Annotated in this window: 11 protein-coding genes; 7 read left to right on the forward strand and 4 right to left on the reverse strand. The window is 70.2% G+C overall.

The window, feature by feature from the left end:
- Positions 1–37 precede the first annotated feature (37 nt).
- Positions 38–985 carry a cation diffusion facilitator family transporter gene (locus tag KZ820_RS18750; protein ID WP_219750388.1) on the forward strand — a complete coding sequence of 316 codons (948 nt, stop codon included), beginning with the start codon at positions 38–40 and terminating at the stop codon, positions 983–985.
- Between the two features lie 109 nt (positions 986–1,094).
- Here the strand turns inward: KZ820_RS18750 and KZ820_RS18755 are convergent, their stop codons facing one another.
- A complete protein-coding gene (locus KZ820_RS18755) occupies positions 1,095–1,382 on the reverse strand; it encodes a hypothetical protein (RefSeq protein ID WP_219750389.1) in 288 nt (95 codons plus the stop codon).
- Positions 1,383–1,561: 179 nt separating this feature from the next.
- Between KZ820_RS18755 and argS the strand changes: the two genes are divergently transcribed.
- Positions 1,562–3,289, forward strand: a complete 1,728-nt coding sequence (argS, locus tag KZ820_RS18760; RefSeq protein ID WP_219750390.1) for an arginine--tRNA ligase — start codon at positions 1,562–1,564, stop codon at positions 3,287–3,289.
- Positions 3,289–4,017 carry an SPOR domain-containing protein gene (locus tag KZ820_RS18765; protein ID WP_219750391.1) on the forward strand — a complete coding sequence of 243 codons (729 nt, stop codon included), beginning with the start codon at positions 3,289–3,291 and terminating at the stop codon, positions 4,015–4,017. The genes argS and KZ820_RS18765 overlap by 1 nt, the downstream gene beginning before the upstream one ends.
- A 289-nt stretch (positions 4,018–4,306) precedes the next feature.
- On the opposite strand, the gene uvrB is transcribed toward KZ820_RS18765, so the two are convergent.
- Entirely contained in the window at positions 4,307–6,490 is a 2,184-nt protein-coding gene (gene uvrB, locus KZ820_RS18770; protein ID WP_219750392.1) for an excinuclease ABC subunit UvrB, read from the reverse strand.
- Positions 6,491–6,632: 142 nt separating this feature from the next.
- On the opposite strand from uvrB, the gene KZ820_RS18775 reads away from it, so the two are divergent.
- From KZ820_RS18775 to KZ820_RS18785, 3 genes are all read left to right on the forward strand, one after another.
- A complete protein-coding gene (locus tag KZ820_RS18775) occupies positions 6,633–7,070 on the forward strand; it encodes a hypothetical protein (protein ID WP_219750393.1) in 438 nt (145 codons plus the stop codon).
- A 99-nt stretch (positions 7,071–7,169) separates the two neighbouring features.
- Entirely contained in the window at positions 7,170–8,000 is an 831-nt protein-coding gene (locus KZ820_RS18780) for a ferredoxin--NADP reductase (protein WP_219750394.1), read from the forward strand.
- Between the two features lie 260 nt (positions 8,001–8,260).
- Positions 8,261–9,031 (forward strand): class II aldolase/adducin family protein, encoded by a 771-nt coding sequence (locus tag KZ820_RS18785; protein WP_219750395.1) that lies wholly within the window; start codon positions 8,261–8,263, stop codon positions 9,029–9,031.
- Positions 9,032–9,159: 128 nt separating this feature from the next.
- Here the strand turns inward: KZ820_RS18785 and uvsE are convergent, their stop codons facing one another.
- Complete coding sequence (gene uvsE, locus KZ820_RS18790; RefSeq protein ID WP_219750396.1) at positions 9,160–10,305, reverse strand: UV DNA damage repair endonuclease UvsE; 1,146 nt, start codon at positions 10,303–10,305, stop codon at positions 9,160–9,162.
- Positions 10,306–10,547: 242 nt separating this feature from the next.
- Between uvsE and KZ820_RS18795 the strand changes: the two genes are divergently transcribed.
- Positions 10,548–11,651, forward strand: a complete 1,104-nt coding sequence (locus KZ820_RS18795) for an ATP phosphoribosyltransferase regulatory subunit (protein ID WP_219750397.1) — start codon at positions 10,548–10,550, stop codon at positions 11,649–11,651.
- 25 nt (positions 11,652–11,676) lie between these two features.
- Here KZ820_RS18795 and KZ820_RS18800 read toward each other — a convergent pair whose 3' ends face one another.
- On the reverse strand, positions 11,677–13,341 hold the full coding sequence (locus KZ820_RS18800) for a M28 family peptidase (RefSeq protein ID WP_219750398.1): 1,665 nt from the start codon (positions 13,339–13,341) through the stop codon (positions 11,677–11,679).
- Positions 13,342–13,467: the final 126 nt, after the last annotated feature.

Below are 13,467 nucleotides of genomic sequence, written 5' to 3' on the forward strand. Positions count from 1 at the left end.
CTGGCGTGCGCCGCCCACGTGATGGTAGACGCCTCGCATGGGCCACGGTCACCATCACGCGCACGCGCATCACCACCACGATCACGAGTCGCACGGCCACCATCACCACGCCCCGCCGGAGCGCTGGGACCGCGCCTTCGGGATCGGGATCGGGCTCAACTTGGCCTATGTCGTCGCCGAGGGAGCCGTCGGGCTGATCCTGGGGTCGATGGCGCTCCTCGCCGACGCGGGACACAATCTGTCCGACGTGCTCGGCCTCGCGGTGGCCTGGGGCGGCGCGACACTGGCCCGCGCCGCGCCCTCCAAGCGCTTCACCTACGGGCTGAAGGGGTCGACCATCCTCGCCGCGCTCGCCAACGCGCTGCTGCTGCTGGTGGCGATCGGCGCGATCGCGCTGGAGGCGGTGCATCGCTTCGGCGAACCGCAGCCGGTGCCGGGGCTCACCGTCTCAATCGTCGCCGGCGCTGGGATAGCGGTCAACGCGGTCACCGCCTGGCTGTTCGCGCGCGGACGCGAGGGCGACGTCAACATCCGCGGTGCCTATCTCCACATGCTCGCCGACGCGGTGGTGTCGGCGGGCGTGGTCGCGGCCGGCATCGCGCTCTACTTCACGGGCTTCGGCTGGATCGACCCGGCGGTGAGCCTCGTCATCGCCGCGGTGATCTTCTGGCAGACCTGGGGGCTGCTGCGCGAGACGGTGGAGATGGCGCTGGCCGCGGTGCCGCGCGGGATCGACTATGACGGCGTCAGCGCCGCTCTGGCCGGGCTGCCCGGCGTGGCCGCGATCCACGATCTGCATATCTGGCCGATGTCGACGACCGAGCCGAGCCTCACCGCGCATCTCTGCATGCCCGGCGGTCATCCGGGCGACGGCTTCCTCCAGTCCGCGCAGGAGATGCTGCACGCGCGGTTCGGGATCGGCCACGCGACGCTGCAGGTGGAGACCGGCGCGCCGTGCGGGCTGGCCGACGAACGGACCGTGTGAGCGGACCGTGTGAGCGGACGCGGCGCGCTCAGCGGAGAGCACGCCGCGCCGGTGTCGAGATCGACGGCTCGACGGCCGCTCAGCCCGGGAGGGCGAGCGGCGCCGTGGCTCAATTGGCGGCGCCGGCGACGTTGGTCGGCAGCGGCTGCGCGGCGCGGAACGAGACCGGCACGCCGTTCGCCTGGCCCGAGACACGATCGCCGTTCACGACGAGGCGGAAGCGACCGCCGCGGCCGACCTCGCGGCCCTCGATCACGGTGCGCTGCGAGTCGAGCGCGCTGGCCGTGTACACATAGGTGTGGCCGTCGCGGGTGAAGCTGCGCTCGACCGGCGCGGCGGTCGCGGCGGTAGCGGTCAGCGCGGCGGCAGCAGCGGCGAGGATCGTGGCAGTGCGCATGAACGTTGCTCCAGCATAGGGGGCGAGTGCCCGATTGATGCGTCGCAGCATGGATGGTGCACCGCAACATGCGCAATTGAGTGGTTCGCAAACGTGATTGCAGCTAATGCACCCGTCATTGCCGCATCGCCGCACGCGCTTTTGCGTCACCCACGCGCATCGGCTAAGGCGCCGCGCCTATGACGCTCTTCACTCGCTTCGCCGCTCACCTCGACGCTGCGCTCGACGCGCTCACCGCCACCGGCACGCTGCCGGCGGGGCTCGACCGCCGCAACGTCACCGTCGAGCCGCCGCGCGACCCCAGCCACGGCGACCTGGCCACCAACGCCGCGATGGTGCTCGCCAAGCCGGCCGCGACCAACCCGCGCGCGCTCGCCGAGGCCCTGGCGGGCGAGCTGCGCCAGCTGCCCGAGGTGGCCGAGGTGAGCGTCGCCGGCCCGGGCTTCATCAACCTGCGGCTGCACGACGACGTGTGGCGCGGCGAGATCGGTGCGATCCATGCGGCCGGGGCGGACTACGGTCGCTCCTCCGGCGGCGAGGGCGTCACGGTCAACATCGAATACGTTTCGGCCAACCCGACCGGTCCGATGCACATGGGGCATTGCCGCGGCGCCGTGGTGGGTGACGCGCTGGCCAGCCTGCTCGAGTTCGCCGGCAACAAGGTGGTGCGCGAGTACTATGTCAACGACGCGGGCGGGCAGGTCGACGTGCTCGCGCGCTCGGCGCACCTGCGCTACCGCGAGGCGCTGGGCGAGGACGTCGGCGCGGTGCCCGAGGGGCTGTATCCCGGCGACTATCTCATCCCGGTCGGGCGCGCGCTCGCCGAGGAGTTCGGCGACCGTTTCGCCGCCGCGCCCGAGGGCGAGTGGCTCGCGCTGTTTCGCACGCGCGCGGTGGCGGCGATGCTGGTGCTGATCCGCGACGACCTCGCGCTGCTCGGCATCCACCACGACCTGTTCTCGTCGGAGGCGGAGCTGCAGGCGGCGGGCAAGCCCGAGGCGGCCGAGGCGTGGCTGCGCGCGCGCGACCTCGTCTACGACGGCGTGCTCGAGGCGCCTAAGGGCGAGACGCCCGACGACTGGGAGCCGGTCGAGCTGCCGCTGTTCCGCTCGAGCCGGTTCGGGGACGACCAGGACCGGCCGATCAAGAAGTCGAACGGCAGCTGGACCTATTTTGGCGCGGACCTCGCCTATCATTTCCAGAAGGCGCAGGGCGCGGATCAGCTGATCGACATTTGGGGCGCCGACCATGCCGGCACGGTCAAGCGCATCCAGGCCGCGGTCGCGGCGCTGACCGAGGGGAAGACGCGCTTCGACGTCAAGCTGGTGCAGATGGTGCGGCTGCTACGCGGCGGCGAGCCGGTCAAGATGTCGAAGCGCGCGGGCAACTTCGTCACGCTCGCCGATGTGGTGCGCGAGGTCGGCAAGGACGTGGTGCGGTTCACCATGCTGACCCGCCGTTCCGACGCGCAGATGGACTTCGACTTCGCCAAGGTGGTCGAGGCGTCGAAGGAGAATCCCGTGTTCTACGTGCAATATGCGCACGCGCGGGTGCACTCGCTCCATCGCCGCGCGGCCGAGGCGGGGATCAGCGCGGAGGCGGCCGATCTGTCCCGGCTTGATACGGAGGAGCTGGCGCTGGTGAAGCGCGCGGCACAGTTCCCGCGCGTGGTCGAGACCGCGGCGACGGCGCGCGAGCCGCACCGCATCGCCTTTTATCTCTATGATCTGGCAGCGGAGTTCCACGCGCTGTGGAACGTCGGCAACGATCGGCCGGAGCGCCGCTTCCTCGTCCCGGAGGATGCTCAGGTCACCGCCGCGCGCTTGTCCTTGGCCGCCGCGATCGGCCAGATTATCCGCAACGGCCTCGCCATCATGGGCGTGGAGGCGGTCACGGAGATGCACTGATGTCGAGGTCTGGGTCGTTCGCGCCCGGCGACGAGGACCGGCTGCCCTGGCTCGAGACGGTCGAGCCGGACGAGCCCGAGGGCGCCCCGGTGGGCCGTGTGGTGCTGCTCGTGCTGCTCGGACTGGTGGTGCTCGGCGCGGTGCTGTTCGGCCTCTACCATTATCAGCGCGGCGCGGGCGGCGAGGGCGCGCTGATCGTCGCGCCCTCGGGCGACTATAAGGTCCGTCCCGACGAGCCCGGCGGGCTCAAGGTCGAGGGCGAGGGCGACTCGGCGATCGCGGCGAGTGCGGGCAGTAACAGCGCGGCCGCGATCGATCTCTCCGCGGTGCCCGAGGCGCCGATCGCCCGCCCGAGCCCGGCGCCCAGCGCGACGCCGACGCCGGCCGGTGGCGCACCCTCGGTCAGCGCGGCGGTGCCGCAGGCCGCGGCGCCGCTGCGCGCGGCCCGACCCGTCGCCGCGCCTGTGCCGCGCGTGCCGGGCGCGGGGACGGGTGGCGCGCTGGTCCAGCTCGGCGCCTTCCCGACCGAGGCAGCGGCGAACGTCGCCTGGAGCGCGATCGCCAAGCGCTTCGGCTATGTCGCCGCTCTGGGCAAGGTGGTGCAGCCGGCGACGGTGAACGGGCGCAACGTCTACCGATTGCGGGTCAACGCCGGTAGTGCGGGCAACGCGGCGAACCTTTGCGGCCGCCTCAAGGTCGCGGGCGAGGCCTGTTTCGTCACGGGGTGAAAAGCAGCGCTGCGGGGCCTGAGGTGGGGAAGGTCGGCCAGCCGATCTTCAGCAGGCTGTCGTGCGAGATGCGCGGACTGGCCCTCACCTTCTCCGTCATCGCGGACTTGGTCCGGAATCCCCCGGACCGCATATCGTGGAAGCGTTGCTCTCGCGGGAAAGTGTATCCTCGACCAAGTCCGGATGACGGAAGGTTTCTTGGTAGAACCTCGCGCTAAGTTTAGGTGACCATCCTGGCCGGCATCAGCCGGAGGACGTTCCGATCATCGCAGGCCGATCGAGGCAGGTTTCACCTCTTCCCGAACTTGCGCTGCGTCTTGCCGAAGCGTGTCTTGCGCGTCCCCGGCTTGCCCTCGTTCGATCGACCCATCAGCGGCGCCTTGTGCTGCTCCACCGGCAGGCCGAGCTCCTCCTGCTCCAGCTGGCGGATCTCGTCGCGCAGCCGGCCCGCTTCCTCGAACTCGAGGTCCGACGCGGCCTTGCGCATCTTCTTCTCGAGCTCCTCGATATACGCGCGCAGATTGTGGCCGACCATGTGCGGCCGCTCGTCGTCGATCTCGACCGTGACCTGATCCTTCGAGGCGACGTGCGCGATGATGTCGCCGATGTTGCGGCGGATCGTCGTCGGCGTGATGCCGTGCTCGCGGTTGTACGCCTCCTGCTTCTCGCGACGGCGCGCGGTCTCGTTCATCGCGCGCTCCATGCTGCCGGTGATCCGGTCGGCGTAGAGGATCACGCGCCCGTCGACGTTGCGCGCGGCGCGCCCGATCGTCTGGATCAGCGAGGTCTCGGAGCGCAGGAAGCCCTCCTTGTCGGCGTCGAGGATCGCGACCAGCCCGCACTCGGGGATGTCGAGCCCCTCGCGCAGCAGGTTGATGCCGATCAGCACGTCATACACGCCCAGCCGCAGGTCGCGGATCAGCTCGATGCGCTCCAGCGTCTCGACATCCGAGTGCATGTAGCGGACCTTGATTCCCGCCTCGTGCATGTACTCGGTGAGGTCTTCCGCCATCCGCTTGGTCAGCGTGGTGACGAGCGTGCGATAGCCCTTCTCGGTGGTGGCGCGGCACTCGACGATCAGGTCCTGCACCTGCTCCTCGACCGGCCTGATCTCGACCGGCGGGTCGATCAGCCCGGTCGGGCGGATCACCTGCTCGGCGAAGACGCCGCTGGACTGTTCCATCTCCCAGCTGCCCGGCGTCGCCGAGACGCACACCGTCTGCGGGCGCATCGCATCCCACTCGTTGAAGCGAAGCGGGCGGTTGTCGATCGCCGAGGGCAGGCGGAAGCCGTACTCGGCCAGCGTGATCTTGCGGCGATGGTCGCCGCGCGACATGCCGTTGATCTGGCCGATCGTCTGGTGGCTCTCGTCGACGAAGAGCAGGGCATTCTCGGGCAGATATTCGAACAACGTGGGGGGCGGCTCGCCGGGCAGGCGGCCGGTGAGGAAGCGGCTGTAATTCTCGATGCCGTTGCAGCTGCCCGTCGCCGCGATCATCTCAAGGTCGAAGTTGGTGCGCTGCTCCAGCCGCTGGCGCTCGAGCAGCTTGCCCTCGATCTCCAGCTCCTTGAGCCGCTCGCTCAGCTCATGCCGGATCGCCTCCGCCGCCTGCTTCATCGTCGGCCCGGGCGTGACATAGTGCGAGTTGGCGTAGATGCGCACCGTGTTGAGCGACGCGCTCTTCTTGCCGGTCAGCGGATCGAACTCGACGATCTCCTCGATCTCGTCGCCGAAGAAGGACACGCGCCAGGCGCTGTCCTCATAGTGCGACGGGAAGATCTCGAGCGTGTCACCCTTGACTCGGAAGTTGCCGCGCTGGAAGGCGGCGTCATTGCGCTTGTACTGCAGCGCGACCAGCTTGCGCACGATCTCGCGCTGGTCGACGCTCTGGCCCTTCTTGAGGTCGAAGATCATCGCGGAATACGTCTCGACCGAGCCGATGCCGTAGAGGCACGAGACCGAGGCCACGATGATCACGTCGTCGCGTTCGAGCAGCGATCGGGTCGCCGAGTGGCGCATCCGGTCTATCGACTCGTTCACCGAGCTCTCTTTCTCGATGTACGTGTCGGAGCGCGGGACGTACGCCTCGGGCTGGTAATAATCGTAATAGCTGACGAAATATTCGACCGCATTGTCGGGGAAGAAGCTCTTGAACTCGCCGTAGAGCTGCGCGGCGAGGATCTTGTTGGGGGCGAGGATCAGCGCGGGACGCTGCATCTCCTCGATCACCTTGGCCATGGTGAAGGTCTTGCCGGACCCGGTGACGCCGAGCAGCACCTGGTCGCGCTCGCCCGCCTTGGCGGCATCGACCAGCTCGCGGATCGCGGTCGGCTGGTCGCCGGAGGGCTGATACTCGCTGACGAGGGTGAAGCGGCGGCCGCCCTCGACCTTCTGCGGGCGGTTGGGACGGTGCGGGACGAAGTCGGTGCCGGTCTCCGGCTCGGCAAGGGACGTGCGGATCTGGATCGCCATGCCGCTGATATGGGCGCGGGAGGGGGCGGGGGGAAGGGCGGGAGTCTGGATCCTGCCCGCTGCACAGGGAGGAGTCTGCTACCTCTTGCTCACACGTCGGCGTCACGCTACTGCAAGTCAGTCGCAAATCAGAGAGGTGCCGATGTACCGCTTCCTCGACCGGCCGCTCGACCAGCTCGACGAGCATCTCCACTTCCTCGTCAGTGCGATGCGTCACTGGACGCTGGTCACGCGCGCGGGCCGATGCGCCTGCCGCGCGCTCGCCCCGGCGTTCGCCTGGCGCGGGGTCAATGCCGCGCTGCCGGATTTCGCCGCGGCGATGACCGCGTTCGATCGCGAGGGGAAGCGCTGGCTCCGCTTCGGCGCCGCGACCGCGCGCACGGTGAGCGACGACGAGGCGGTGCTGCTCGCGCTGATCGACGCGGCGATGCGCGGCGAGCGCGCCGCGGCGCGGCGGATCGCGGCGACGCTCGTGACCGAGCCCGCGCTGGCGCGTACCGTCACCGCGATGGAGTGGGTGGCGCTGCGATTTCTCCAGGCGCCGCTGGCGCAGCGGGACGGCGCGCCGCGACAAGCCTGAACGCGCGCGCCCCAAGCCGACCTATGGTTGACCCTGCGCGCCACGGGTCATAATGCGCCCCATTCGCACGACATTCCCCGTTCTCAGACCGGATCGCCGATGACCGACCTCCGCGCGCCAGTACTCATCCCCGACTCCACCGCTTTCCACAGCGTGGCGGTCACCTGGGTGCGTCACTGGAACGAGCATCTGTTCAGCTTCGCGGTCGAGCGTCCCGCCTCGTTCCGTTTCCGCTCGGGCGAGTTCGTGATGATCGGCCTGCCCGGCGTCGAGGGCGAGGACGGCAAAGCCGCCAAGCCGGTGATGCGCGCCTATTCGATCGCCAGCCCGGCCTGGGCCGAGGAACTGGAATTCCTCTCGATCAAGGTACCCGAGGGGCCGCTGACCGGGCGGCTGCAGCAGATCGAGACGGGCGACCAGGTCTATCTCGGCAAGAAGCCGACCGGGACGCTGGTGCTCGACGCGCTGCTCGGCGGGCGGCGGCTGTTCCTGCTGTCGACCGGCACCGGGCTGGCGCCGTTCCTCAGCGTGGCGCGCGACCCCGACGTGTACGAGCGCTTCGACGAGGTGGTGGTGGTCCACGGCGTCCGCCGCGTCGACGACCTCGCCTGGCGCGAGATGCTCGAGGCGAAGCTGGCGGAGGATCCGCTGGTGTCGGAGCAGGCGGCGACGCAGTTCCGCTACCTGCCGACCGTCACCCGCGAGGACTTCCCCGTGCAGGCGCGCATTCCCGCGCTGATCGAGGACGGGCGGCTCTTCGACGGGCTCGGCGGCGAGGCCAAGTTCGATCCGGAGAACGATCGCGTGATGCTGTGCGGCTCCACCGCGATGATCCGCGAGGTGGCGGGCATGCTCGAGCAGCGTGGGCTGGTCGAGGGCTCCAACGCCAACCCCGGCCAGTTCGTGATCGAGCGCGCCTTCGTCGACTGAGCGCGGGGCGGCCGGGTCTCAGGACGCGAACGTCCCCTCGTTCCGTCATCCCGGACTTGGTCCGGGATCCACCGTGCCGCGGATCGCCCGCCCATGGGGGCGCGGACGAGTGGACCCCGGCCTTCGCCGGGCTGACGGCAAGAGGAGGAAGGGCCGGCGTCTGGAGCGGCCGGCCAGCCGTCCGCCTGCCACCCCCCACCGCACGCTGGCGACTCCGCCGCGCATCCTCTAGGCTCGTCCGAAAATGGAGGAGAGAGGCGATGGCGACGCTCGCGTCGGTGGACACTTCGGCCTATGCGCCCGGCGAGTGGGAGGCTCGGGTCGATCTCGCCGCCGCCTACCGGCTGGTCGCGCTATACGGCTGGGACGATCTGATCTTCACCCATCTGTCCGCGCGCGTGCCCGGGCCGGATCATCATTTCCTCATCAACCCGTATGACATGATGTTCGAGGAGATCACCGCCTCGACGCTGGTCAAGATCGACGTCGACGGCCAGCCGGTCGGCCGCTCGGACCATCCGGTCAACCCGGCGGGCTTCACCATCCACTCGGCGATCCATATGGCGCGCGACGACGCGCACGCGGTGATGCACCTCCACACCCCGCACGGCCAGGCGGTGTCGGCGATGGCGTGCGGGCTGCTGCCGCACACCCAGACCGCGATGATCGCGAGCCACGACGTCGCCTATCACGACTATGAGGGCATCGCGACCGACCTCGACGAGCGCGAGCGGCTGGTCGCCGACCTCGGTGCCAAGAACGCGATGATCCTGCGCAACCACGGCACGCTGGCGGTGGGCAACTCGGTCGCGGCCTGTTTCCTGCGGCTCTATTTCCTCGAGCGCGCGTGCCAGGCGCAGGTGCATATGCTCGCCGCGGGGCGCGACGGGCTCAACCCGCCGCCCGACGGGGTCGAGGAGAAGGTCGCGCATCAGGCCAGCCCCGCGGGAATGGGGATGGTGGCGCAGGCGCTCGCCTGGCCCGCGCTGCTGCGCAAGCTCGATCGCCTGAGCCCGGGGTACCGTGAGTAGCCGCCTGAGCCGCAAGCGACCCCCCGGCGAAAGCCGGGGTCCAGGTGGGAAGACCATGGTGAGACCCACTCGCGTCTCCCAGCTGGACCCCGGCGTCCGCCGGGGTGGTTAGTGAGGAAGCGGCTTCCTCACACCTCTCCCTCGTCCACGTCGGGCGCCTCGTCCGCCGCCGCGCCGCCGCTCTCCAGCGCCGCCTCGTCGGCGGCGAGCGCGTCGGCGTCGGCCGCGGTGATGCCGAAGCGCGCCGCCACATCCGGAGCGTAGCGCAGCAGGTCGGGGCGCAGCTTGAGAAGGCTGACGTCCTTGGCCTTGCCCTCCATCATCACGTCGAACACCAGCCCCTCCGCGGTGCGCATGAAGGTGGCGAACTCGAACGGGTTGGTGAAGTCGGCGTGCCCGGTCCACACCGGTGGACGCAGCACCGTCTTGATGCGCGCGCCCGCCTTCACCGGTGCCTTGACCAGCTCGCCCTTGCGCACCGTCTTGCCGCTGGCGCGCTGCTTGGCGGTGATCTTCTGCTTCACCTCGCGCATCTCGGTACGCGGCGAGGAGAAGTGGATCTTGGGGCGCACGCCGGTCGGCCAGGTCCTCAGGAAGCGCTCCAGCGTCTCGCGCAGGTCGAGCCCCTCGGGGTTGAGACACCAGAAATGCTGATAGTCGAAGATCAGCCGCACGCCGCAGCGCTCGTGGATCCACAGAGCGTCGGCGGCGGAGAAGCGCAGGTCGTCGTTCTCGAGCACGAGGCGCTGGCGCACGTGCTCCGGGCAGCGTTCCCAGCCGCGCAGCCAGCGCTCGCGGCTGGCGTGATGGTCGTCGTAGACTCCGCCGACGTGCGTCACCATCACCGCCTCCTCGTCCAGCCCCATGCGGTCGAGCATCTCGGCCTGCGACGACAGGTCCCAGATCGACTTGGCGGTGAGGGCGTCGTCGGGGCTGTTGAGCAGCACATATTGTGACGGGTGGAACGACAGGCGGATGCCGAGCGCGCGCGCCTTGGCACCGAAGGCGGCGAGCTCGGCGTCGCTCTCGCGCACCATGTCGTGGAACTGCGGCATGTCCGGGTGCGTGGCGTAGGGGGCCAGATCGGAGGAGAGGCGGTACATGTCGAGCCGCTCGCTGGCGAGATAGTCGAGCACCTTGTCGACCTGTTCGAGCGAGCACTTCAGATGCGGGTTGGCCTGCCAGCGGCGGGTGTCGCCGCTCTTGAGGCCGGGCTTGCCCATCACCTTGACCGGAAAGCCGAGGCGGAGCGGGTGATCAGGAGGCGTGGGCATGGTGGGGTAACGCCGCGAGGCGCGCGGGGGTGCCAAGCCTTCTCCATCACTTGCCGCTCAGGACGGAGCGCCAGCGTCGGCGAGGTTGACGGCGCCGCCCGTTGCGACCAATCGGGCGGCGACCGGCGGACAGCAGGGCCCGAGGCGCGCGGCCGTCGGGTGCGCCGCCGCAACGCGAACGGGACGATGACGATGACGCCTCACCCCTGCCTCCTCGTGGCGGACGAGCGGGAGCGTCGCGCGTGACCGCGCTGCTGCCGGAAGGGCTGCGCGATCGCCTGCCGCCCGTCGCTGACGCGGCCGCTGCGTTGGAGGCGCGCGTGCTCGGTGCGATCCACGCGCACGGCTATGAGCGAGTCGACCCGCCGCTCGCCGAGTTCGCCGAGGGGCTGGGCTCGCGGCTCAAGGCCGGCGCGCTGCAGGACGCGGTGCGCTTCGTCGACCCGGTGTCGCAGCGCACCCTCGCGATCCGGCCGGACCTGACCGCGCAGGTGGCGCGAATCGCGGCAACGAGGATGGGGCATCACCCGCGCCCGGTGCGGCTGAGCTACGCCGGCGCGGTGCTCAAGCTGCGCGCCAGCCAGCTCGCCCCCGCGCGCGAGACGCGTCAGATCGGCGCCGAGCTGTTCGGGCTCGACACCGTGGCGGCGGCGCAGGAGGTGGTCACCGTCGCGATCGAGGCGGTCGCGGCCGCGGGCGTGGCGCGTCCTTCGCTCGACTTCACCTTGCCCGATCTGGTCGACACGCTCGCGGCGGGCGCGCTGCCGGTCGCGCCCGAGAAGCTCGATTCGCTGCGCCAGCGGCTCGACGCCAAGGACGCGGGCGCGGTCGCCGAGCTCGCACCCGATTACCTCCCGCTGGTCGCGGCGGCGGGGCCGTTCGATCAGGCGCTGGCGCGGCTGCGCGACTTCGATCGCGACGGCGCGCTCGCATCGCGGCTGGACGCACTCGCCGCGATCGCGCGCGCGCTGGACGGGCGCGCGGAGCTGACGCTCGACCCGACCGAGCGCCACGGCTTCGAATATCAGACCTGGCTCGGCTTCTCGCTGTTCGCGGGCAGCTCGTCCGCGGAGGTCGGCCGCGGCGGCACTTACACCGTCGTGCACGAGGGCGGTGCGGAGGAGGCGGCGACCGGCTTCTCCCTGTTCGCTGACCGGCTGATCGGCGACGAGCCCGCGGGCGAGCGCCGCCGGCTGTTCCTGCCGTTCGGCACGCCGGCGGCGGCCGCCGCCGCGATGCGCGCACAGGGCTGGGTCACCGTCGCGGCGCTGGAACCGGGCGACACGCCCGAGGCGCAGCTGTGCACGCACCTGTACGCCGAGGGCGAGCCGCGCCCGCTCGGTTGAGCGCGCCATCCGCCGCCGCGGCGGCTCACTCGGCCGCCATCGGTCCCTTGAACAGCAGGCCGAAATAATCACCCTTGTTCCAGCGCGGCCGGTCGGCCGCGCCGGCGATCTCGCGCGCGATGCGATAATTGGCGTCGACGAAGCGGACGCCCTGGTCCCACAGGATCGGCTGCGACAGATCGTCGCACGGCTTGTGGTAGCAATTGCCCATGAAGTCGGCGACCGCGGCCTTGCCCGGCCCCTTCTGCCCAGGCCACAGGAAGACCGAGGGCACGCCCTTCTGCACGAAGCGGAAATGGTCCGAGCGGACGAAAATCGCCTCCTCCGGCATCGGATCGGGCGAGAGGCCGACGCCGATCGCGCCGACCGCGCGCGCGATGATCGGCCCGAGCGACGAGCGGTCGCCGCCGAACGCCACCATGTCCTCGAACCTGTAGGTGAGGATCGGCATGTCGAGGTTCACGTCGGCGACGATGTCGGCGATCGGTACGGTCGGGTGGTTGGTGAAATAGTCGCTGCCGACGAGTCCCTTCTCCTCTGCGGTGACGGCCAGGAACAGCACCGACCGCTTCGGCGGCGGCGCCTGCTTGAAGCGCCTGGCCGCCTCGATCAGGCTGGCGATGCCGATCGCGTCGTCGAGCGCGCCGTTGTAGATCGTGTCACCCTTCACCGCCTTGCCGACGCCGACGTGATCGAGGTGCGCCGACAGCACCACGGTCTCGCGTCCGACGCTCGGGTCGGTGCCGGGGATCATGCCGATGACGTTGCTACTGGGCAGCGCGCGGTACGTGGTGGCGCTCTCCACGGTGAGCGTGCCGGCGGCCGTGACAGGGCGCGCGCGCAGCATCTTCTTCTTGGCCGTGCGCGCCATCGTCGCCCAGTCGCGCGCGAAAAGCTTCGCTGCGCCAGCAGTGGAGAGCGTGCCGAGCAGCGGTACCGAGGGGGTGGCCGTGCTGCCCGTACCGTCGGGCAGCGCCCAGGTCACCCGCTCCGAGTCATAGCCCTTCTTCACCGTGTCGAAGCCGGGCGTGCCGCGCCCCGGCGCGCGCAGGTCGGCGATCGCGACCGCTCCCACCGCGCCGTGCGCCGCGGCGGCGGCGAGCCGCGCGGGCGCGCCGCTCAGCGTCGCCGCGATCTCGCTGGGCAACCCGGTCGGCACACCGCCGACATAGGCGACGATCTTGCCGCGCACGTCCGCGCCGGCGTAATCGTCGATGCCATAGGCGCTCGCCGACAAACCGTAGCCGACATACACGACGGGCGCCGTGACGCGCGTCTGCTTCGCGGCGGGGTTCGCGGCGGGCACATAGTCGGTGCCGAAGGCCAGCTTCTGCGGCTCGCCGGCCGCCGGCGCCCAGCTGAACGCGCCTTGGTCGACGATCTTATAGCCGGTCAGCGGCACCTTCTGAAGATAGCCGCCGTCATCGCCCATGGGCTTGAGCCCGGCGGCGTAGAATTGCGAGGCGACATATTGCGCGGCGATGTCATATTCGCCGCTGCCCGCCTCGCGCCCGCGCATCGCGTCCGAGGCGAGGAACATAACGTGTCCCTTCATCGCCGCCTGATCAGCGGGCAGCGGCGCGGTGAGCGCGGCGTTGCGCGCGGCGATCGTCGGGGCGGGGGCGGGAACCTGCGCCGTGGCGATGGTGGCAGAGGCGAGCAGCAGCGGAGTGACGATACGACGGTACATCGGCGACCTTCGGCAATTGGAAGGAATCGCCGTAGCTTAGCTTTCCACGTCGTGCACCTGCCGAATGGCCCGGTGCGGCGAGGGTATCAGGCGCTTTCCAATGGAACCAGCGCGGCGCCCGATTAT

It is taken from the genome of Sphingomonas citri (assembly GCF_019429485.1).
Classification (GTDB): Bacteria; Pseudomonadota; Alphaproteobacteria; order Sphingomonadales; family Sphingomonadaceae; genus Sphingomonas; species Sphingomonas citri.

Excerpts from the sequence above, each read along its gene's own strand:
- KZ820_RS18800 (WP_219750398.1), bottom strand. The coding sequence starts at position 13,341 with ATGTACCGTCGTATCGTCACTCCGCTGCTGCTCGCCTCTGCCACCATC.
- uvrB (WP_219750392.1), bottom strand. The coding sequence starts at position 6,490 with ATGGCGATCCAGATCCGCACGTCCCTTGCCGAGCCGGAGACCGGCACC.
- uvsE (WP_219750396.1), bottom strand. The coding sequence starts at position 10,305 with ATGCCCACGCCTCCTGATCACCCGCTCCGCCTCGGCTTTCCGGTCAAG.
- KZ820_RS18755 (WP_219750389.1), bottom strand. The coding sequence starts at position 1,382 with ATGCGCACTGCCACGATCCTCGCCGCTGCTGCCGCCGCGCTGACCGCT.
- KZ820_RS18750 (WP_219750388.1), top strand. The coding sequence starts at position 38 with ATGGGCCACGGTCACCATCACGCGCACGCGCATCACCACCACGATCAC.
- argS (WP_219750390.1), top strand. The coding sequence starts at position 1,562 with ATGACGCTCTTCACTCGCTTCGCCGCTCACCTCGACGCTGCGCTCGAC.
- KZ820_RS18780 (WP_219750394.1), top strand. The coding sequence starts at position 7,170 with ATGACCGACCTCCGCGCGCCAGTACTCATCCCCGACTCCACCGCTTTC.
- KZ820_RS18775 (WP_219750393.1), top strand. The coding sequence starts at position 6,633 with ATGTACCGCTTCCTCGACCGGCCGCTCGACCAGCTCGACGAGCATCTC.
- KZ820_RS18785 (WP_219750395.1), top strand. The coding sequence starts at position 8,261 with ATGGCGACGCTCGCGTCGGTGGACACTTCGGCCTATGCGCCCGGCGAG.
- KZ820_RS18765 (WP_219750391.1), top strand. The coding sequence starts at position 3,289 with ATGTCGAGGTCTGGGTCGTTCGCGCCCGGCGACGAGGACCGGCTGCCC.